The 20433-nt window shown below is 38.3% G+C and carries 17 protein-coding genes; 7 read left to right on the top strand and 10 right to left on the bottom strand.

The features are described 5' to 3' along the window. Positions 1-81 precede the first annotated feature (81 nt). The 3 genes from PQO03_RS11385 to PQO03_RS11375 form a co-directional block, all read right to left on the bottom strand. Positions 82-1164: a type IV pilus twitching motility protein PilT gene (locus PQO03_RS11385; RefSeq protein ID WP_274150384.1), complete on the bottom strand. Its 1083-nt coding sequence runs from the start codon at positions 1162-1164 to the stop codon at positions 82-84. A 9-nt stretch (positions 1165-1173) separates the two neighbouring features. Further along, positions 1174-2607 (bottom strand): type IV pilus twitching motility protein PilT, encoded by a 1434-nt coding sequence (locus PQO03_RS11380; RefSeq protein ID WP_274150383.1) that lies wholly within the window; start codon positions 2605-2607, stop codon positions 1174-1176. Between the two features lie 298 nt (positions 2608-2905). Continuing rightward, on the bottom strand, positions 2906-4120 hold the full coding sequence (locus PQO03_RS11375; RefSeq protein WP_274149601.1) for an IS4 family transposase: 1215 nt from the start codon (positions 4118-4120) through the stop codon (positions 2906-2908). Between the two features lie 370 nt (positions 4121-4490). On the opposite strand from PQO03_RS11375, the gene PQO03_RS11370 reads away from it, so the two are divergent. Continuing rightward, a complete protein-coding gene (locus tag PQO03_RS11370) occupies positions 4491-5774 on the top strand; it encodes a hypothetical protein (protein WP_274150382.1) in 1284 nt (427 codons plus the stop codon). A gap of 77 nt (positions 5775-5851) precedes the next feature. Here PQO03_RS11370 and PQO03_RS11365 read toward each other — a convergent pair whose 3' ends face one another. The 7 genes from PQO03_RS11365 to PQO03_RS11335 form a co-directional block, all read right to left on the bottom strand. Beyond that, complete coding sequence (locus PQO03_RS11365; protein ID WP_274150381.1) at positions 5852-7147, bottom strand: ABC1 kinase family protein; 1296 nt, start codon at positions 7145-7147, stop codon at positions 5852-5854. After that, complete coding sequence (locus PQO03_RS11360; RefSeq protein WP_274150380.1) at positions 7144-7776, bottom strand: hypothetical protein; 633 nt, start codon at positions 7774-7776, stop codon at positions 7144-7146. Before PQO03_RS11360 ends, PQO03_RS11365 begins: the two co-directional genes overlap by 4 nt. A gap of 135 nt (positions 7777-7911) precedes the next feature. Next, the gene (locus tag PQO03_RS11355; protein WP_274150379.1) at positions 7912-8694 is read right to left on the bottom strand and encodes an ABC transporter permease; all 783 of its coding nucleotides are present in this window, start codon (positions 8692-8694) and stop codon (positions 7912-7914) included. Beyond that, positions 8691-9329 carry an ATP-binding cassette domain-containing protein gene (locus tag PQO03_RS11350; protein ID WP_274150378.1) on the bottom strand — a complete coding sequence of 213 codons (639 nt, stop codon included), beginning with the start codon at positions 9327-9329 and terminating at the stop codon, positions 8691-8693. Before PQO03_RS11350 ends, PQO03_RS11355 begins: the two co-directional genes overlap by 4 nt. A gap of 67 nt (positions 9330-9396) precedes the next feature. Continuing rightward, the gene (locus PQO03_RS11345) at positions 9397-11355 is read right to left on the bottom strand and encodes a serine/threonine-protein kinase (RefSeq protein ID WP_274150377.1); all 1959 of its coding nucleotides are present in this window, start codon (positions 11353-11355) and stop codon (positions 9397-9399) included. Continuing rightward, entirely contained in the window at positions 11355-11951 is a 597-nt protein-coding gene (locus PQO03_RS11340; protein WP_274150376.1) for an RNA polymerase sigma factor, read from the bottom strand. Before PQO03_RS11340 ends, PQO03_RS11345 begins: the two co-directional genes overlap by 1 nt. A 90-nt stretch (positions 11952-12041) precedes the next feature. Next, on the bottom strand, positions 12042-13736 hold the full coding sequence (locus PQO03_RS11335; protein ID WP_274150375.1) for a sialate O-acetylesterase: 1695 nt from the start codon (positions 13734-13736) through the stop codon (positions 12042-12044). Between the two features lie 213 nt (positions 13737-13949). Between PQO03_RS11335 and PQO03_RS11330 the strand changes: the two genes are divergently transcribed. The 6 genes from PQO03_RS11330 (at position 13950) to PQO03_RS11305 (ending at position 20431) form a co-directional block, all read left to right on the top strand. Beyond that, a complete protein-coding gene (locus tag PQO03_RS11330; protein ID WP_274150374.1) occupies positions 13950-14633 on the top strand; it encodes a type II secretion system protein in 684 nt (227 codons plus the stop codon). Positions 14634-14708: 75 nt separating this feature from the next. Next, positions 14709-16190: an MltF family protein gene (locus PQO03_RS11325; RefSeq protein WP_274150373.1), complete on the top strand. Its 1482-nt coding sequence runs from the start codon at positions 14709-14711 to the stop codon at positions 16188-16190. 94 nt (positions 16191-16284) lie between these two features. Further along, positions 16285-17652, top strand: a complete 1368-nt coding sequence (locus PQO03_RS11320; RefSeq protein WP_274150372.1) for an alkaline phosphatase D family protein — start codon at positions 16285-16287, stop codon at positions 17650-17652. Between the two features lie 9 nt (positions 17653-17661). Further along, on the top strand, positions 17662-18579 hold the full coding sequence (locus PQO03_RS11315) for a ThuA domain-containing protein (RefSeq protein ID WP_274150371.1): 918 nt from the start codon (positions 17662-17664) through the stop codon (positions 18577-18579). Positions 18580-18677: 98 nt separating this feature from the next. After that, positions 18678-19529, top strand: a complete 852-nt coding sequence (locus PQO03_RS11310) for an alpha/beta hydrolase (protein WP_274150370.1) — start codon at positions 18678-18680, stop codon at positions 19527-19529. Continuing rightward, complete coding sequence (locus tag PQO03_RS11305) at positions 19526-20431, top strand: alpha/beta hydrolase (protein WP_274150369.1); 906 nt, start codon at positions 19526-19528, stop codon at positions 20429-20431. The genes PQO03_RS11310 and PQO03_RS11305 overlap by 4 nt, the downstream gene beginning before the upstream one ends. Positions 20432-20433: the final 2 nt, after the last annotated feature.

Below are 20433 nucleotides of genomic sequence, written 5' to 3'. Positions count from 1 at the left end.
AACGCCTATTTCACTTCTTCTCTATCCAATAAAAAAGCGCCGCATGATGAGGCGCTTTTTATGAAAAATTATACTTTCAATCTATGTTTTATCACCGAAGTACCCTGGTGGTAAGAAATCTTGAAAAGTCACTTTTTCAGCAGCTTTCATATAGGCTTCTTCACCAGAAATACGTCCCTCTTTATAGAGGCGTAATAAATCCATATCCATTGTTTTCATACCCTTCTTAACGCCACCCTCAATGAGGCCACGAATACTACTTAATTTACCCTCGCGGATCAAACCAGGTAATGCCGGGTGAAACAGTAGAATTTCATGAGAGGCACAGCGTTTACCATCAGTCGTCTTACAGAGCAACTGCGAAATAATAGTACGCAGACTACTTGCTAACATCGCACGAACCTGAGGTTGTTGCTTTGCTGGGAAAGCACCGATAATACGGTCAATCGTTTTAGGCGCATTATTGGTGTGCAAGGTTCCAAATACCATCAGCCCCATGGCCGCACAAGAGAGTGCCAAACCAATCGTTTCCGGATCTCGCATTTCACCAACAAGGACAATATCAGGGTCGGCACGCATCGCCCCTTTTAGAGCCATATTAAATGAAGTCGTATGATCGTGAACTTCTCGCTGCACAATAATACTTTTTTTATTAGGGTGAACGAATTCTAGTGGATCTTCAATCGTAATGATATGTTTACTTTGGGTCTCATTAATATGATTAATCATTGCCGCCAAAGTCGTCGATTTACCCGAACCCGTAGGTCCTGTCACTAAAATCAGACCAGGTCCCTGTTCAACCACATCTTTAAAGGTATCTGGTAGGTTTAATTGTTCCATAGTTAAAATTTCTGTCGGAATCGTACGCATCACCGATGCCATACCATCTACGGTACGCATATAGTTCACACGAAAACGAGCAACTCCCGGGATTTCATAGGCAAAATCCAGGTCAAAATTCTCAACATATTGCTTCCATTTTGCATCGGGGCAGATTTCTTTTAAAATCCCTTCCATTTCGTCTGCACCAATGACACCTTCTCCTTCCATTGCCACCAGGTTACCACTTTTGCGGATTTTAGGTACGTGATTACTCAATAAGTGTAAATCTGATCCACCCTTATCAAAGAGGTAGTGCAAAAAACCATCCATTCTTGCTGCCATAATATTCTCCTATTTTCCGCCGTCTATTTCGCGGCGCTTTGCATCTGAAACAATATGTGGCAAAGCTATTTCAGCTGAAATTTTTCCTTCTTTATAAAGGCGTAAAAACGAATCTTCTTTCAAAACCATGCCCTGCTTTTTTCCCACTTCAATAACGGAAGTCAGTTGCGAAGTTTTATTATCTTTAATCAGGTTGGCTACAGCTATATTACCAATCAAAATTTCTGGTGCCATCAGCAGGCCCGTCTCATCTATATTTGGTACTAAATATTGACAAATGACTCCGCGTAAACTTTCTGCTACCATGGCTCTAATTTGTGGCTGTTGATCCGGTGGGAATACATCCAAAATACGATCTAAAGTAGCCGCTGCACTATTCGTGTGTAGCGTACCAATCACCAAGTGACCTGTTTCAGCTGCTGAAAGCCCCATTTCAATAGTTTCTAAATCTCGCATTTCACCAAGGACAATAATGTCTGGATCTTCACGTAAGGCTGCTTTCAAGGCATTCGCAAAACTTTTGGTTCCCGTATATAACTCACGCTGACTCACGTTACAATCTTTTGAGGGGATCAAAATTTCTATCGGATCTTCAACAGTGATGATATGATCTTTTCTCGCTTTATTAATCAAATCTACCATGGCGGCTAATGTTGTGGTCTTTCCACTACTGGCAGGCCCTGTAATCAAAATCAAGCCCTGATGATAAGTCGTTAATTTCTCTAAGACTGACGGATCTTGAAAACCGAGTTCTGAAAGGGTTTTTATCCCCTCACTTACAATTCGGTAACTTCCTTCTATTCCGTCATTATGGACCATGACATTCGTTCGATAACGTTCAGTTCTAGAGAATGAATAACAATAATCTAAATCACTTGTCTCTTCAAAATCTTTGAGCTGAGCTTCTGTTAATAAAGAAAGATTGAGTTTCTTGGCCATCTCTGGAGTCATTATTACCTGATCCTTCAAAAGATAATTAAGACCAAAATGACGTACAAAAGGGTAGGCTTCTGCTGATAAATGTGCATCTGAAGAGCCGTTGCGACGAGCTGCCTGTAAAAATTGAATCATCAATTCTTTACATTCTTCCATACTCAAATCAGCTGCCTGACTTAAATCGGGAAAACCTACTGTTGAAAAAGGGTAGCCACTATTGGGATCTCGCGCCGGGGCAGGCGCTTGACTTGGAGCGGCTGCTTCTGCTCCTCCTCCGGCCAATAGACTATTCGGGCAAGGACCTTGTTCATTCGCGTAATAGGTCGAATGCTCTAGCAGTTGTTGCACACTCTCGAGACTCGCTAATTCATTATCCAAGACCGCTTGAGCAAAGCTCATTAAATCTACATCTTCTTGGCTAATTTCCATTAATTGAATAATCGTAGCTTTATCAAAAAATTGATTTTCTGCTCCAAGATAACAGAACCATTCTACTTCATTGATCATAAATTTTCCTTAGTTTCACAAAATCATTATGAATTATAGAAGTGTAAGTTCGCTCTCGCAAGAGCTAAGTACCTCACTCAAAGCCTTCGGAAGACGCATTAATAAAAATTCTTTGATTTTAAGTTAAATTTTTATCCTTCATTGATTTTTTTGTTTTTTTTATAAAAAGTTCTTTACAGTCATCCCATAGAGCAGGAAAAACTGACTCTTTAATACATTTCCCTGTGTAAATACCTTCTATTTATTAGATGGATGTTTTGGTTTTGATTAAGGCTCAGTCATTGGCTGTCCCATAGATTTATGTAAATCCCGGCAAATACTGCTGAGGAGGAGTTGAGTATAGCCTTGGTGGGTCACTGGCTGTCCCACAGGATTTGAGGACTGAGTACAATTCAAGCCTTGACCATAGTACGCCACGGATAACGGTGAATATTCTTGAGAAAGAATATTTCCACTTACTTTGAAATGCTAAAAATCGCAAAAGCACGTAAGTCAATAATGCTGTCCAAACTTGCCACCGAATGGCATTTTCGTTATGGCCAAGGAAATCAGATATTTGCAATGTTTGTTTGATCTGTTTGAAAAACACTTCGATTCCCCAACGTGATTTATAGATTTGTGCGACTGAACTGGGAGCCCATTTAAAGTTGTTAGTAATGAAAACCATTTTCTTAAGTTTTCCGTCAATTTCTACTTCAGCTTCGACAAGTCGTAATTCTGTCGGGTAATGCAGTTGAGTTTTCGTACCTTTGAGACGAATACGCTGATCACGGATGATAGAACCTTTGGCTTCAGAGATATTTTCAATAATCTCGTAGCTCATATTATCTTTTGCCCGAGTAACCCAAAATACTTTACGTTCATTGAGGTGAAAGAGATGTTTATAATCCACGTAAGCCTTATCAAAAACCACTATTTCTCCAGGTAACATTCCTGCACATAATTCCTTTGCTTCCGTTGAATCATGAGTGTTCGCAGCTTTTACAATAGCGAAAGAAGGTAAGAAATTTTGTAAGTTAAGCTTCATGTGACATTTAGCCGCAGCTTTACGACGACGATGTTTTGCCCATGGCATACAATTAGCAACAAGCTGGATAGTTGTAGAATCCACCGCGTGAATTGCTTTTTTGAAACGTCTAGGAAAACCAGTATATTTTTGCTGAATACCAAAGCCCGCATACTTATTCTGTAAGTGATTAAGAACACTCCAGAAAAGTTCTTCTGCCATGTCGGCATTACGAGTTCTATTTGCGTTAGATAAGGTATTTCGTTTCGGGACTGTCGCGCCTCGTATAGGCTCAAGGCTTCCACTATGATTTTGAAGGCTATCGCAAATATCATTTAAGCTCAGAGAATGAGATAACTGAGCATAAAGTAAGGTTAGAACATGGCTCCAAGGACTAAACTTACGAGTTTTGATTCCGTGCTTATCTGCAAGTTTTTGAACTAAATGTCCTGGAATTAATTGGCAGATTTGTTTGAGACTACATACATTACTTTTGTCTGGCTTCATGATGGACTCCTTTTTTTGTCGTTATTAAAAGAAACATCTGAAGCTAGATTTTTCATAGCTTAGTTATTTTTATGGGATGGCTGTGAAATTTCTTTACTGATTAAAGAGCGTCTTTATCCTGAATCCGTGAGCTTCTTTAAGTTAATATTCTTGGTCTTAAAATTTCGATAAGAAAGAAAAGCGGAAATCAAATCTTAACCTATTTCATGTGCAATGGAAAAAATAGAGCTCATAAAAATACCGCTTTGTCTGTGTAAATATATAACTTTATCTGCAAAAAATTTGGCATCACTATTCCTAAGCCATTATTTTATAAATATATACTTATAGGTCTAGTAATTATGTGTCAGAAAAACCAGGAGTGATTATTGTGAAGTTTGTAAATTATAGTATGGCATTCTTATGTGCTTGCTTAAGCCTCAGTACTATGGCCGAAGAATTTAGCTCGAAACCTGAGACCGACGTTGATAATTTTATCTCATGGTTAGAATCTGGAGAATCACGTGTGGCTCTCGGGAACTTCACTAGTGTGGGTCAAGCAAAAGATAACGATCGACTTATTTTTAATCGTGTGGATGGTGGTAAAACCGTAGGCTATTCCAGTACTTATATAGAAGGTAATTATATATCTCCAGAAATTAGTAAATGGCAATTTGGCGTTGGGGTACATGCTCATGCCAAAACATGGGATTTACAGGATACTTATGATGAAAAGTATCCCGATTCTCAAGACATCTATTTCACAGATTCATTTCTACGCTACAACTTCACTGAGGACTTATTCCTCCAAGGCGGTCGATTTAATGTTCGCAATATTGCTCAGCGCTTTGATCCTAACTATGGTCAAGGTCTTTACTTGCATTATAAAAATGAAAAATTCTCTGTAGATATTGGTGCGATCGATAAATTAGCTTACTACTATAATGATTACGTTGTTGATTACACTTCTGCTGATGATCAAAGTCAATGGGGCTATAACGATGATGTGGATAGTACAATTTATTTTGCAGAGACCACCATCCAAGTTACGGATAAAATCAAAATGAATCCTTATGCCTACTACCAAGATCAATATGTTGGTTGGTATGGTTTAGATACAACAATCCAATTCCATAAAACGGATACCTACGAGTACGGGACAAAAGTATTTGCCTACTACCTAGACGCCCAAGAAGATTCCGAAAATGATGATGAAGGTAAAGGTAGCTTTAACTACAGTATCAACCCTTTCTACCATCGTGAAAAATGGAAATTTGACTTAGGTTACTCAAAATTTGGTGATAACTCTAAAAACAACAGCCCTTCTTGGGGTTACCGCTATTTCACTAATGTACTCTATCATGATGGTGGACTTGGAGATATCGAAATTATTGACTACAACCCGCTTTATGGAACAAAGGGAACGGATATCTATTTTGGCCGAGTTGGTTTTCACGAGGAAAAATGGACCCTAGGTTTTACCGCAGGACTTTATACCCCTGAAGAGAATGATACTTATCATAATATTTGGGAATTTCAGTTTGGCGGAAGTTACAATTTAACGGAGCACTTGAATTTCGGGGGGCGCTTAGTGAACCTCACTGCCGACGAACGAGGTGGTGTTAGCGACCAAGATGCCAATTACTTCGAAACTTGGATCAATTACGTTTTTTAACTCAAGTTATTAAGTTTTATTAATGCCCGGCTCATGGCCGGCCTTTTTTATGTCTAGGTATTGTCTGAACCCGTGATTCAGGTATTAACTATTTTTACTTTTGCTTTCAACAATGATAATATGTTATAGACCCCATAATAAGTTCTATTGGTATAGATAAAATGCTTTGATCCTCGATTGTGTGAATGTCCCGCTTTATCCTGTGCACGCTTAATTTGATCTCCTAGTTCATAGAGCTCCATAAAAAAACTTTCATCAGCAAAATCAAACTCCGTATAATGAAAAGGCTTCATGGCTACTTGCATCAGTTTGCTGAAATTTTGAGTGAAAAAATCTACTGCTTTAGGGCTATCATCCTTCCTCAATATCTCTAAATCTAACAGGTTTTGATAAAAACGGGCTTCATCATCAAAGAGGGATTTATCTGCTCCCATAAAGTAATTCAAATAAAAATCATGGGGAACTTTTTTCATACAACCAAAATCAATCACAGCTAATTCTTTTTTATCATTAATCAAAAAGTTTCCTGGATGAGGGTCCGCATGTAACCATTTGAGTTCATGCATTTGATACTGATAAAAATCCCATAATTTCTGACCAATATCATTCCTTTCTTCTTGAGTAATATCTGAATCAAAAAAATGATCTAAATGAAAACCATGTAACCATTCCATCACTAATAAACGATCCGTACTTAATTTTGAATAGTATTTAGGAAAGCGAATTCCTTTAAGGCTTTTACAACTCTCGGCAATACTTATGCCTTGCTGCATCTCCTGTTTGTAATTAGTCTCCTCTAACATTTTTTTCTCAACTTCTTTAAAGTACATTTTCACGTCTTTAGATTTGAGTTTCAACAACTTCAGTGCAAAGGGCTTCACTAATTTTAAATCGGAGGAAATACTTTCTGCTACGCCAGGGTACTGCAATTTAATCGCTACTTCCTCTCCTTTATATTTAGCTTTGTGAACTTGACCAATAGAGGCTGCCCGCATAGCGATAGGACTAAATTCATCAAATACCTTTGACGCTTCTTTTCCCAACTCACGTTTGATCAACTTAGTCACTAGGGGTGCTGATAAAGGTGGTGATTGATACTGAGCCATGGCAAATTGATCTGTATAGGCTTTAGGTAAAGCTCCTCTATCCATACTGAGCATTTGCGCTACTTTCAATGCACTACCTTTCATTTGGCTTAAGCAATTGTAGACATCGGCGGCATTATCTTTATCCAGATCTTCTTTGCTTGGATTTTGATTACTTACTTTTTTGCCGTAATGCTTTAAATAATTGCCACCAATTTTCAGGCCTGCCACTGCTACTTTTCCCGCCCGACTCACTTTGCCCGATGGAATTGATTTAAGTGACTTCACTTACGCGACCGTTGATGCTTCATTAAATCGATAAATGTATCAAAGAGATTGGGCGCTAGACTATCGAAAAAAAAGATCATACTTTTTTCGGTGAGTGCATCCATAAAATCATCTTGTTTTTTTGATTTCTTTTTGGAGCAAGTTTGCCACTTACGCAAATTCATGAAGAACAAGCCCATGAACATCTCACACATATATTTAGGATCTAAACCTCTTTCTTTAAACTCTTGAGAAGCCACTCCAGTTTTAATTATTTTCTTAATGAAAGCTTTTAGCACTTTTTTAAAATCATTTGAGCCATAGATAAAATGCGGACTTCGCAAAGTTTTACAGTTCCTGAAAAAGTCTTGATTTGAATTCATGAACTCAAACCAGGAAAACATAAATGCTAGACCTTTGTTACGTTGATTATAGGCCAAGAAATCTTCTGTATTCGCCAAATGACTCAAGACGTCTTTTAAGGATTTTTTCCATATATCTAATTCTACTTGCCTGAGGGAATTATATTTCTCATAAAAATCCTCTTTCTGTAAATCTGCAAAATCCAAAAAAGTTTTTAGTTTTGTCGGTGGAGCCATATGCTCCATCACATATTGATAATACTTTTTGCGTATCTTATTCTTTTTCATATAATTAAACCTCGTTTTGATAAGTTTAACTTATTCTAGAACAAGACCTTTCTCAATTTTCTTCTGTGAAAAAGCGAAGAATACTTGATGAAAAATAGATTCTCTATTTCAGTGATTTACTGATAAAATGAACTTCTAAACTTTCAATTGATGACGCTCATTAAAGCACTTTTTGGCTATTTGACTAATGACCAATATAGATCCCAAGGCAGTTGATACACAGATAATCAACATGATCATAATTTGGTACTTCGCTGCATTCATGGGGTCTTCACCACCCAAAATCTGACCCGTCATCATTCCTGGAATAAAGACTAAACCGACGCCCGCTAAATTATTGATCGAAGGAGTCATGCCTGCCTTAATGGCTTCGCGTACTAAAGGTGAGATCGCATCTTTAGTATTCATCCCCATAAGTAAATTTTGCTCTATTTCCATTCTTCTATTCTTGAGGTCAGAAAAAAAGCGTTCCAATGAAATGGCCATAGCATTCATCGAATTGCCCACAATCATGCCACCTATAGTGATAAAGAATTGTGGTGCATACCAAGGTTCTGCCTGTAAAAATAGTCCTAGACAAGAAATATTCAGGATTAGGTAGGTCAATAACATGGTTACAAAAATAACTTTAAATAAAGGGAATGGTGGATTTTCTACGCGCCCAGAAATGATTCGAGCTGCCCAGAAAATCATCCACACATACACCGCTAAACTCACATAAGGATTGGGGTATTGGAATATATAAATGAGTGCAAAACCCATAATCAAAAGCTGAGCGTAAGTTCTTAAACTCCCAATAATTAAGCTCTTTGCTAAGCCTAATTTTAAGCGAAAGGAAATAAAGGCCGTAAGCAAAACAAAAATACCAAAGCCTGCAAGTTGAAGATTTGAAATCTGCATCGAACTGAATAAAATCATATTTCTCGCAGCTCCTTTGAAGTCATATTCAGTGTCGTGATGTTCATTTTTCCCGCAAAACTTTCCTTGATATGACTCACAAAAATCACAGTCATTTTTTCACAGTACCTAAAAATAAATTCTTCACTAAGCTTTCGACTTAATTCATCTAAACCCGCACTGATTTCATCGCATAAAAGTGCTTGCGGTTGTAGCAAAATAGCTCTTAATAGAGCAAGACGATGCTTCTGGCCACCAGATAATGCCATCGCATTCGTATCTAAGTCGAGGCCTTCTGGAAAGAGTTGTTTAATTAAGCAAGTTAAGTCTTCAGTATTTGGGGGATCCATTTGGTGATAATTGAGTGCCATTTCTAAATTTTCTTTTACCGATAAATTATAAATATGGGGCGTCTGGCTAAGCCATTGGCAGTTTTTGCGATATTCGCAATAATCATCAATTTTATGATCATTAATAAGAATTTCTCCTGAGGATGCATCATCTAATGATGAGATAAAACGTAGAAGAGATGATTTTCCGCAGCCCGAAGCCCCTTGAATCAAATATTTTATTCCTGATTCAAAACAATAATTCAAGCCTGTAAAGACAGACTTATTCTTGGGTTCAAAGCTTAAGTTACGTAGATCAATTTTCATTCAAATCTCAAGTTAATTTAATCAAGAACTTATGCCATTCTGAATTACACTGCAACAAGACTCTCACTTATTTTCTAATAATTTGTACGCCATTAGCACTCAAGTTTATATTCTGCTTAGGACTTAAGAAAACTTTTTCTAAATTATTTAAAAGACGGATCGAATAACCTTGAATAGAGCAGCCACGCATATCCAATTCTTTGACAGAGGAATCCATTAAAGAATCGAGACTTTTTATTGAGCTATTGGATATGTTAAGTCTGCGAATGGGTAAATTATGAAGTGCCTCTAAGCCATATATTTTCTTATTACCTGAAAAATCTAAATCTACTTGTGATTCAAATATGCTGTATTTAATTTCACCCTTTACTGGGTTTGTTAGTTCTAGGGCTAAACTTGCGATTTCCATTTTCTCATCAAGGGAATACTGAGGTAAGCCGTAAGCGTAATTCGCTATGTGAACCAAAAATCTCAAAGCTTCGTTAGCCTTGATTGGAATAACAAACATACTACTTGAATCCTTGAGGTATTTTTTGAGTTCTGATACAGTTAAGGCCGTATCATCCGCTTTGTTTATCGCCGCATAGCGGGCGCTAATAGCTATTGTTTTTTTTCTCTGAATTGATTTGTAGTCAATTTTTTTAAAGAGCGCATTAGCTTCATTGAAGCCTTGCGTGATTAGCAATATTCTCGCTAAATAACGCTTTGCATCATTGTTATCAGGGTCCCAAAGGACTGCAAGGCGAGCATTGGCTAATGCGGAATCATAATCGTATTTCACCAAATCGGTACGCGCCACATTCACCAAGCGAGGACTCGCCGCTTTACTTATTGCTTCGCGTTGAGCTTGCTCCATCGCTTGTTTTTCAAAAGCTTTTTCAGCTCGATTTTTTTGCTCTATCGCTATAAGACTCTGTGCTTCTGCTTTTTGTTTTTCCCAATACAAAAAACAAGAAAAAATGATTGATGAGCTTAACAGTAAAAAAATCAGAACACTGAGTGATTGATGTCTTTTAAGGAGATAAACAAATGATTTTATTACATTTCTCTCTTCTGCAGAAGTTATATAGCCCCCTTGGAATTTCTTAAGGTCTTCAATTAAACACTGTACACTTGGGTAGCGTTTCTCTCTTTCTGTTTCTAATGCTTTTAGAACGACTGACTCTAAACTCAAGGGCAGACTTTCATTAATCTCTCTAGGAGCTTTTCTGTCTCCGGATAATGTACCTTGAAGAAGCCCTTTCACGTTACCAGAAGTATTCGCTCCACGACCACAAACTATTTCATATAATATAGCTCCCAAGGAATAAACATCGCATAAGTGATCTCGTTTGCCGCGTTTCTTTTCAATTTGCTCCGGCGCCATATATCCGGGGGTGCCTTTCAATACATCATGCTGAGTATGCTCACTATGGATATCTGCGAGAATTAATTCTTCACTTAGACAATCATCATTCGAAGAACGAGCTAAGCCCCAATCTCCTACTAAGACTTCCGCAAATTCTCCCAAGTAAATATTCTCAGGTTTTAAATCTAAATGAACAATGTCTTTGGAATGCGCATAGGCAATGGCATGACATATTTTAATAAATAAATCAATATCTTGCTGATAATTATTTTTGTTGACATCTCGGTTTTTGAGATAGCTCTTTAAAGTAGTTTTACCCACCGGTTTCATGGTGAAAAAAGCTTTACCTTCTCGATCATAACCCGCATCATAAACGGGAACAATGTTGGGGTGCTGTAATTGCGCAGTTATGCGCGCCTCACGAAAAAATGATTCGGTTTTACTTTGATTATCAGAATCTAATAACTTAGCTTGAGCGACTTTTCTTGCCGTTAATTTATCATCACTCAGCAAGACTTTTTTCATGGCCCCGCGACCAATTTCATCTCCGGCCGTATAGCGCCCCTCGCGCAAATGCATTTCTGTACTAATCGGGAATTCAAACTCTGGATCATCTTGGTCCAGTATCTGACTTAGTCCAGATGTAACTTTCACATAGTTTTTTGATGTCTCAGGCATTAAGCCAACTCAGCTTTTAAGCGACGAAGCTCATCTTTCAAACGGTCGCGAATTCGCTTGCTATAAACGTAAATAACTTTGGGTTTTAGTTTGTATTCGAGCTCCAAATCTTGCGGGCTTTCGCCTTCAACTAAACGCAAAAATATTTCGATCAAACGATCAGAAAAATGCGGCTTAATATTTTCTAGCGCAAGTGAGGCTAAATAATCATTCCATTCGTGTTCTGCAATATTTTCCACTTCTGGTAGAGATAGCTTATCCATTTCTTCATCAAGAACTTTACCCTTTAAGCGGCTTTGGCTATTGAGCTTACGGAAAAAATCACGTCCAGTATTTTGAATGACTCGGCATAACCAACTACGAAAGCGTTTGGATTCATCATATTCGAAATTGGGGAAATGGTTCCATAGCTTAATTAAAACCTGCTGAACCACTTCATCTGCATCGTGGTGAGACATATCCATTTTTCGACAGATCAAGTAAATGAAATCTCGATAATATTGTACAAAATCTTCCCAGCTCTTTTCATCTTTTTCATGAATCATCCGCTGCAACAAAGTTGCTCGTGTACCATATGTTTCATTTTTTTCATTCATGGGTGAATCTATGCCTTGGCAAAACACTTGTCAATATTCCTCTCTAGACTTAATGGCTGGTGATGAGTACAATTAGAAAAAACGGCATTTTTACTGCGTCATTTGTGGGCGATCCCAATCTTTAGTCGCTTTCTCTTTTGCTTTCCCTGGTTTGAATACGGTAATAACATCCGCCGCTGGATCATATAGAGGCCAATTATCTGTTCTGAAAGGAGATGCGGGAATTCCCTCTTTATTATAAAGTAAATTGCGTTCAGAAGGATTCATTGCCCATGCATAACGTACCGCTACGGGTTTTGCGACTTTCGCAGACTTGAGCACTATTTGTTCGCCGACTATTTTAGCATCCGCAAAATGCCACTGCTTATCATCACCTGCAATGGCAAACGCATTTAACTTACCTGATTTGGCTGCCATCAGGCCACTGCCTACTGAATCAAAAGAAAGCTTAATTTTATCGCCATCTATTGTGAGGCTTTTATAGCGTGGTCCGTAATCAACAAAATCCTTTTTGTAAGTATTTTTCAGTGCTAAATAGGCATGTCGAATACCAATCGGTTTCTTATTTTTGGGGTGTAATTGAACCGCATCGCCGGTATCAATGGACACGGCCATATAAGTATTTTTTACATCCTGACTCACTAAACGCATCATTTCGCGATTGATTGACCAAACGGCTTCAGGGCCCTCCACTGCGAGTGTTTGCGCAGGGTTCCAACTTGGTAATTGAGTGATTTGAAAAGGAAAATCAGCATTGGTGTTGCCTTCACTCATTTCGTGCCAACTTGAGCGATAGTAACGTATCATCTGCGCCAGCTGCTTGCGATAGTTAATGGCCTGAGCCGCATCTTTGGAGTTTCGTTCTCCTTGATACCAAATCGCCCCTTTAATTCCGTAGGGACGAATAGGATTAATCATGGCATTAAAAATATGTGCAGGATATTGATGCCCCAATACTGATGGCTTCGTAATAATCGGGGGAGATATTTTTTTAACATTATTCTTCATCAAGTCACCTGCGGCAACACGCTTGTTGTATACGGCTAAATCTTTATTGAAGGTCATTAATGATTTTTCTCTACTAATCCCTTTCTTCTTGAGTTTCTCTTCCATCTCCTCCATTTGCTTCATTCCCTCAATCGTGCGGGAGTCATTCATTTGGATCTCTTTTGGCATCCAGCCTTCTATTGGTGTTCCTGCAAAAGCCTGAACAATAATACCCACGGGAATACCGAGTTCTTGATGAAGTTTTTTCCCAAAATAGTAGGAGACTGCAGAGGTCTCGAATGCCGATTCCGTGTTACATGGTTTCCAGCTCGCCATTTTATCTCTCGCTTCATCTAAAGGCTCGTGCCAATGCTCCCTTGCTGATTTAAAAATTCTATAATTAGATAAATCTGCTGATGCGGCTTCTTCTTCTCCGCCAAAGCTCGAGCCCACAGACCAGCCCATATTCGACTGCCCGGCACAAAGCCAAACTTCTCCAATAGCCACATTTTTTATTTCAATTTTATTATTGCCTGAAATGCTCAAGCTATGCCCCGTTCCATAGGAAGGTGTGGCTAAGATAACTTTCCACTTTCCTTCTGCATTGGCTTCCGTGTTTGCTTTCGCTCCCCAACTGGCTTTAACGGAAACTTTTTCGCCTGCATCAGCAAAACCCCATACTGCATTAGATGTCTCCTGCTGTAAAATCATATTATCGCTAAATAAAGTTGTCATTCTGACATCAGCATTCATAGAAATACCCGCTAAGGCTAAAAAACTAAAAGCTAATTTTTTCATATTTTCTCCGATTCATTTATTATGCTATTGCCCTCAATACGTTTACTATGGCTCCCTTCTAACTTCAAAAAAGCACTTTTTTATGATTCTTATAAATAAAGCTAAAATACTGATTGCTAATGTTTTACTTTGACTGCTGTCAAAAACATCTGTCTGCTCCTATTCTTTGTTTAAGAGTTTGAGATATATATTTAAAGAGACTAGGAATCAACAATGAAAAAATTTACCCTCATAGAACTTTTGGTAGTGATCGCCATTATTGGTATTCTTGTCTCAATGATTCTTCCTGCCTTAGGTAAAGCTAGGGGTTCGGCTAGAACCACCGATTGTCTCAGTGAAATCCGTCAATATGGTCTCTCTTATTACATGTACTTAGAAGATAATAATGATAAATTTAATCGGAATAATTATGGTGGCACCCGATATTATGATACTGATGAAGTCGTAATAACGGGCTACTCTGATACCGGTTCTCCTCTTCATAGCCAAGTCATTATTGATAGCCTCTATGTACATAACAAAAAAGCCTTTATCTGCCCTGAGACTAAAGAAGCCGAACCCGGAAATTCATTTAAAGGTGATCATGCCTTTAATACGGAACTGGTACGCGATGCTCAAACAACAGTAGATGGCGTATCTTATGGTGATATTGAACCCGGTGATATTCACGAACCCACTTCATTTATGCTCACAACCGACACCGAATCAGGTTGGCTGAAAACGGACCGTGGTTCAAGAGTTGAAGTTCGTCATAGCGGAAAAAAACTCAATCACTTATGGTTAGATGGTCATGCCAACACAATGATTTGGAGCTCATTTTATAATAATGCTCAGTGGATTACTCCAAACCCCGCAGGACAAATAAGCTTTGCTGAAGAATTTACTTTTTCTGATTAATTACCATTTATGTCTTTCATAAAAAATTCCTTAAGGTAAATTTAACTTTATATAAAATCCTTTAGGATGCCTGCCTTGAAAAAAAATATCTTTAAAATTTTCCTAATATCTTTAATTATCATTCCACTCTTTGCTTTTTTTAATGGATCCGAGAAAAATGCTTTGCCTGAAGACCATTTTAGTCATGAAATTATTGCACATGTGAATCCTCAGTTAAATAAATGGTCTCATATAAAAGAACAAGAAATTCTACGAGTTTTAGTGACCCCAAGTCGTACTAATTATTTTCTTGCCCAAGGAAAATCACGTGGCTTCGAACACGATATGTTTGAAGAATTTGAAAAGGGTTTACGCAAATCACTAAACAATCCACAATTTAAAATTGTCTACGTTCCTGTTGCGCACAATGATCTCCTTCCGTCTCTAATGCAAGGCTATGGCGATATAGCAGCTGCTATGCTAACCATTACCCCTGAGCGTGAAAAAATTGTAGATTTTAGCTCTCCCTACTTAAGTAATATTTCAGAAGTACTTATCCGACACAAGTCCGCCCCTCAAATCAAAACTTTAGAGGATCTATCTGGAAAAAAAGTTTTTATTGCTGATGGCTCAAGTTATCTAAGTTCTTTAATTAAAGTCAATAATCATTTAAAAAAACAAAATTTAAAACCCATTAAGCTTGTCCCGCTGAAAGGACTCAATACCGATGATGTCCTTGAATTGCTTAACACTGGTTTATTTCAATATAGCTTTGCTGATCATACTTTTGTCGATTTATGGAAAAGTGTTTTACCCGACATCCGAGTCCACAAGCAAATTTTTATTGGTAGAGATAAAAATATTGCTTGGGCCATGCGCAAAGACTCTCCACAACTTAAAAAACATTTAGATACTTTTGCTAATAAAAACCGAAAGGGTAGCCTACTAGGGAATATTTTCTTTAAACGTTATTATCAAAGACCCTACTGGATTGACTATAGCTTACTTTCAAACCTCGGTAAACTAGAAAAGTACAAACCCTACTTTATTGAAGCTGGTGAAAAGTATGATTTCAATTGGTTATTTCTTGCTATGCAAGCCTTCCAAGAATCAAGTCTAAACCCGAAAGCTAAGAGTCACGCCGGAGCTATAGGCATTATGCAACTCTTACCTAGCACCGCCAAAGATATGGGCGTTGATGACCTTTATGATCCTTATCAAAACATTATGGGTGGAGCAAAATATATGGCTTGGATTCGTAATAATTACTTTAAAGATCTCGATGATAAAAATCGCCTCTATTTTTATTTGGCCTCATACAATGCAGGGTTCAGGAATGTACAAAATTGGCGTAAAGAAGCAAGATCACTAGGTTACAATCCCGATATTTGGTTTGGTCATGTTGAGCATGTTGCATTGCAAAAAACTGGACTTGAGCCTGTTTGTTATGTTTCGAACATACATAAAGCTTACACGGCATCAAGCGCCTATTTCCGTATAGCGAAAGAAAAAATAGACTCATCAATGAAGTTAAAAACAAGGTTATTAATTAGGCAAATTGATCAAATATATTGCTAATACCCTTCTCATCTATTATTGAGAATTATTACTTAAGGTAGTATTCATTTTTATCTTTTTAAAAAATATTTTTCATTATAAAAAAGGCTTTTATATGCGTATAGTTTTCCTTATAGTACTTTTTACTCAAAGTTTATTAGCTGATGCTGATTTCGCAAATGGCATGAAAATTGGTGAAGTAAGTGATGCTTCCGCAATTATTTGGACTCGTCTCACGGATGGCCCCGCACGCTTCACCACTACTGCTGCACAGGATAGCACTAGACAAAATAAAATGCGCCCGCCACAAGTGGCTCCGGGGATAGCTGGTGAAGTTCGCCTCACACTCTATAATAACCAGCAACAAGTTTATCAATCCTCATGGGTGGAAGTCGATACAAAACGCGACTTCACTCACCAGTTCAAACTCCAAGATTTAGAAGCTCGTACTCATTATAATATTCTTATTGAAGCTAAGAATGGAGTTAAAATTAAAGGTAGTTTCACTACGGCTCCAAAAGCAGATAAAATTCAATCTGTAGAATGTGCTATCGTCACTTGCCAAGCAGTTCGCTCGGCTGAAGATCATCGCCAAGGTCACTCTGTTTATAAACAAATGCTCCAGCACAATTTTGACTTTTTCATCCATACGGGTGACATCCTTTATTATGATAAAGGCTACCTCGCCAAAAATAGGGAAGATGCTCGACGTAAGTGGAATCATACTTTTGCACTGCCACTCAACCGTGATTTCTCTATGCAAGTCCCTTCGTTTTTTATGAAAGATGATCATGATACTGTAGCTAATGATTCTGATCCCAACACCGTCTATGGCAACCTTACTTTCACTCAAGGTATCGAAATCTTCAAAGAACAAGTCCCCGTTGATGAGCATACTTATCGTCGTGTTCGTTGGGGGAAAGACATTGAAATTTGGATTACTGAAAATCGCGATTATCGCTCAATTAATAAAATGCCTGATGGTCCGAGCAAAACTATTCTCGGTGAAAAACAAAAATCGTGGCTCAAAAAAACTATTGCTGAATCCGATGCTAGTTTTAAATTTATCGTCACTCCTGGGCCTATTATCGGCCCCGATAAAAAAGGAAAAAATGATAATCACGCAAACCCAGGATTTTTTCACGAGGGTGAAGAACTACGAAAATTTATTGCTAGCCAAAAAAATCTCTACGTCATTTGTGGTGATCGTCATTGGCAATACGCATCTACTCATCCAAAATACAAAATTCGTGAATTTGGTTGTGGTCCAATCAATGGCCAACACATGTTTGGTGGCCATCCAAAAATGGATCCAGAATGGCATGAGTTTTTGAATGCACGTGGAGGCTTTTTAAGTGTGAAAGTTGAACGTAAAAATAATACCCCTCAAGCCATTTTAAGTTGGTATGATGCCGAATTAAAAGATGATAAGTCTGGTAAACAAAAAATCAATAATCAAATAAACCTTCAATACATACCTTAAAGAGGCCCTATGAAAAAATTAATCACCCTCTGCTTCATTTCGTTCAGTTTATTTTCTGCTCCAGATAAATATCAAAAATGGCTCACGAAAGTCGAGCCATTGATACCACAGAAGGCTAGCATTGACGCTCCAAAACGAAAAGTTTTACTCTTCGCTTTAGCCACTGGTTATAAGCACTCTGTCATTCCTTATGTCAATGTGATGATGCAATCGATGGCAGATAAAACAGCCGCCTTTGATCTCACTATTAGTTCCGATATATCCGTCTTTAAAAAGGATTCTCTAAAAGATTTTGATGCCATCGTCCTCAATAATAATTGCTCCGTATCCAAAGAGCGAAACCTTTTTCGCGATGTCCTAATTAATAAGAAAAATCAATATGGAAATAAATTCACTAAACTCAGTGATGAAGAAAGAGATGCCATGGCACTCCAATTAGAACAAAACCTTCTAGATTTTGTTGACGACGGCAAAGGACTCATGGTACTTCATGGCGCGATTAATATGCTAAACAATTCGCAACGAATCAGTAAAATGACTGGTGGTAGCTTTCATTATCATCCCAAGTTCCAAACTGTTCACCTCACTCCTCTTGAAACAGATCACCCTATGCTTAAAGCTTTTGGCGGAAAAGAAGTCGTTTACGATGACGAACCCTATATTCTCAAAAATGCCTATAGTGATTTCAATTTTAAACCTCTCCTCGAAATGGACACGAGCAAACTGGTCAAAATTAAAGACTCGGTGAAAGAAATGCCTCGTTATATGGCATGGATTAAAAAACACGGCAAAGGACGTGTCTTCTTTAGCTCTCCAGGTCACAGTGAAAAAACCTATGAACGCGCCGATTTTCTACAGTTTTATCTCGATGGTTTACAATACGTTCTCGGTGACTTGAAGTGTGATGATACTCCCATAGGCAAGTAATAAAGGTAAATATCTTTCTATAAGCTGTAATAGCACATGGTTTATTCACGTATTACTTTTATCATAATAAGTAATCATAATCCCACATGTAAAAACCTATGAATAAACTGATTTTACTATTCTCTAGCCTCATAATTTCTTTTAGCATACAGGCCCAAAGTTTTAAGCCCTCCGAAGTTGTCAATTTCAAAGAAGTGGGTGATAAAGATTTCTTGCAACTCCATTTTTTCCTTCCCCCAGGTTTCAAGAAAAACGACGGGCAAAAGCGCCCTGCAATCGTTTTCTTTTTCGGTGGTGGTTGGAGCGGCGGGAGCCCTAAACAGTTTTTTGCCTTTGCTGACCATTTAGCTAAGCAAGGCATGGTTGCGATCTCCGCACAGTACCGCACCAAAAAAAGCCATAAGGTGAATCCTTCCTCTTGTGTGAAAGATGGTAATTCAGCCATTCGTTGGGTCCGTGAAAATGCAGCCGTCTATGGTATTGATCCGAATAAAATTGCCGCCGGGGGCGGTTCAGCCGGGGGGCATGTGGCTGCTGCAACTGCGACTACAACAAAATTTGAGGAAGAATCTGAAAAGCTAAGTATCAGTTCTCAACCCAATTTATTAGTTCTCTTCAATCCCGTTGTCGATAATAGTGAAAAGGGTTATGGCTATAGTCGTGTTAAAGATTACTGGCAAGATTTTTCACCGCTTCATAACATCCATAAAGAAACTCCAGCAAGCATTTTCTTTTTAGGTTCAAATGATTCCTTAATCCCCGTTTCTGTTGCTAAAGATTGGGATGCGAAAATTAAGGCTCAAGGAAAAGATTCTGAATACCACATTTCGGAAGGTCAAAAACATGGCTTCTTTAACTATAAAGCTAAAGAAAAAGATGGTGGTAAAACTTACCAAGAAATTATCACTAAAATGGATGCTTTCCTCAAAAAAAATGGATACCTTAAATGAAAAATTTACTTGTCATTCTGACTTCATTACTTAGTATTACATCGTTTGCAGAGCATCAACTCAACGAGCTTGCCGTAAGTGAGTATAGCAATGCTGAAAACATCATGCTTGAAAAAGTCAAAGAAGATAAAAAAATCTATCAAGTCTGGCCAGGAGATGGCAAGCGTATCAATGACCCCGCTAAGGATCTTAAAGAACTGGGCGAAGTCAAAGGTATTCTTCGCATAAAAAATGTTGCTCGCCCCACTCTCACTTGGGTCAAACCAGCAAAACCAGATGGTCGTGCTATCCTTATCTGTCCTGGTGGCGCCTATAACATTCTAGCCGCCACCCATGAAGGCTCAGATGTCGCCGGATGGTTAGCTAAGCAAGGAATCACTCCCTTTATCCTTAAGTACCGTGTACCTCGTCGAAAAGGACTTGCCAAGCACGCTGTCGCATTAGAAGACTCTCAAAGGGCCATGAGCCTGATTCGACATCACGCAAAAACTTTTGGTGTCAATCAAAACCAAATCGGTATTTTAGGTTTTTCTGCTGGTGGTCATTTATCGGCGCTCACACTTTTTAATCCTCGCACCTATCGAGCAATCGATGAAATTGATACTGCTAAATGCACACCCAATTTTGGCGTTCTTATCTATGCGGCTTATACAATGGATAATAAAAGCAAGGCTCTCGATCCTTTACTTTTAAAGACTCACAAGACACCTATTTATTCGGCTATTGGTAAGCGCGATAAAAGCTTTCTTCCTGGCTTACAAAAATATATGGATCTCTTATTAGAAAAAAATTATCCCGTAGAGCATCATGTTTACGATGGTATCGGCCACGGTGTAGGCTTAGTTGGAACGCCCTTTCAAGAAAGCTGCGAAGCTTGGCTTCAAAAACTCAAACTTCCCTAATA

The organism is Lentisphaera profundi (assembly GCF_028728065.1).
GTDB classification, from domain to species: Bacteria; Verrucomicrobiota; Lentisphaeria; order Lentisphaerales; family Lentisphaeraceae; genus Lentisphaera; species Lentisphaera profundi.
Note: the sequence above shows the minus strand (reverse complement) of the source record. Positions and strands in the feature narration are given on the sequence as shown.

Bases quoted from the DNA above. Each gene is read 5' to 3' on its own strand.
- PQO03_RS11385 (WP_274150384.1), bottom strand. From the start codon at position 1,164: ATGGCAGCAAGAATGGATGGTTTTTTGCACTACCTCTTTGATAAGGGT.
- PQO03_RS11380 (WP_274150383.1), bottom strand. From the start codon at position 2,607: ATGATCAATGAAGTAGAATGGTTCTGTTATCTTGGAGCAGAAAATCAA.
- PQO03_RS11375 (WP_274149601.1), bottom strand. From the start codon at position 4,120: ATGAAGCCAGACAAAAGTAATGTATGTAGTCTCAAACAAATCTGCCAA.
- PQO03_RS11360 (WP_274150380.1), bottom strand. From the start codon at position 7,776: ATGAAAAAGAATAAGATACGCAAAAAGTATTATCAATATGTGATGGAG.
- PQO03_RS11355 (WP_274150379.1), bottom strand. From the start codon at position 8,694: ATGATTTTATTCAGTTCGATGCAGATTTCAAATCTTCAACTTGCAGGC.
- PQO03_RS11350 (WP_274150378.1), bottom strand. From the start codon at position 9,329: ATGAAAATTGATCTACGTAACTTAAGCTTTGAACCCAAGAATAAGTCT.
- PQO03_RS11345 (WP_274150377.1), bottom strand. From the start codon at position 11,355: ATGCCTGAGACATCAAAAAACTATGTGAAAGTTACATCTGGACTAAGT.
- PQO03_RS11340 (WP_274150376.1), bottom strand. From the start codon at position 11,951: ATGAATGAAAAAAATGAAACATATGGTACACGAGCAACTTTGTTGCAG.
- PQO03_RS11335 (WP_274150375.1), bottom strand. From the start codon at position 13,736: ATGAAAAAATTAGCTTTTAGTTTTTTAGCCTTAGCGGGTATTTCTATG.
- PQO03_RS11330 (WP_274150374.1), top strand. From the start codon at position 13,950: ATGAAAAAATTTACCCTCATAGAACTTTTGGTAGTGATCGCCATTATT.
- PQO03_RS11320 (WP_274150372.1), top strand. From the start codon at position 16,285: ATGCGTATAGTTTTCCTTATAGTACTTTTTACTCAAAGTTTATTAGCT.
- PQO03_RS11315 (WP_274150371.1), top strand. From the start codon at position 17,662: ATGAAAAAATTAATCACCCTCTGCTTCATTTCGTTCAGTTTATTTTCT.
- PQO03_RS11310 (WP_274150370.1), top strand. From the start codon at position 18,678: ATGAATAAACTGATTTTACTATTCTCTAGCCTCATAATTTCTTTTAGC.
- PQO03_RS11305 (WP_274150369.1), top strand. From the start codon at position 19,526: ATGAAAAATTTACTTGTCATTCTGACTTCATTACTTAGTATTACATCG.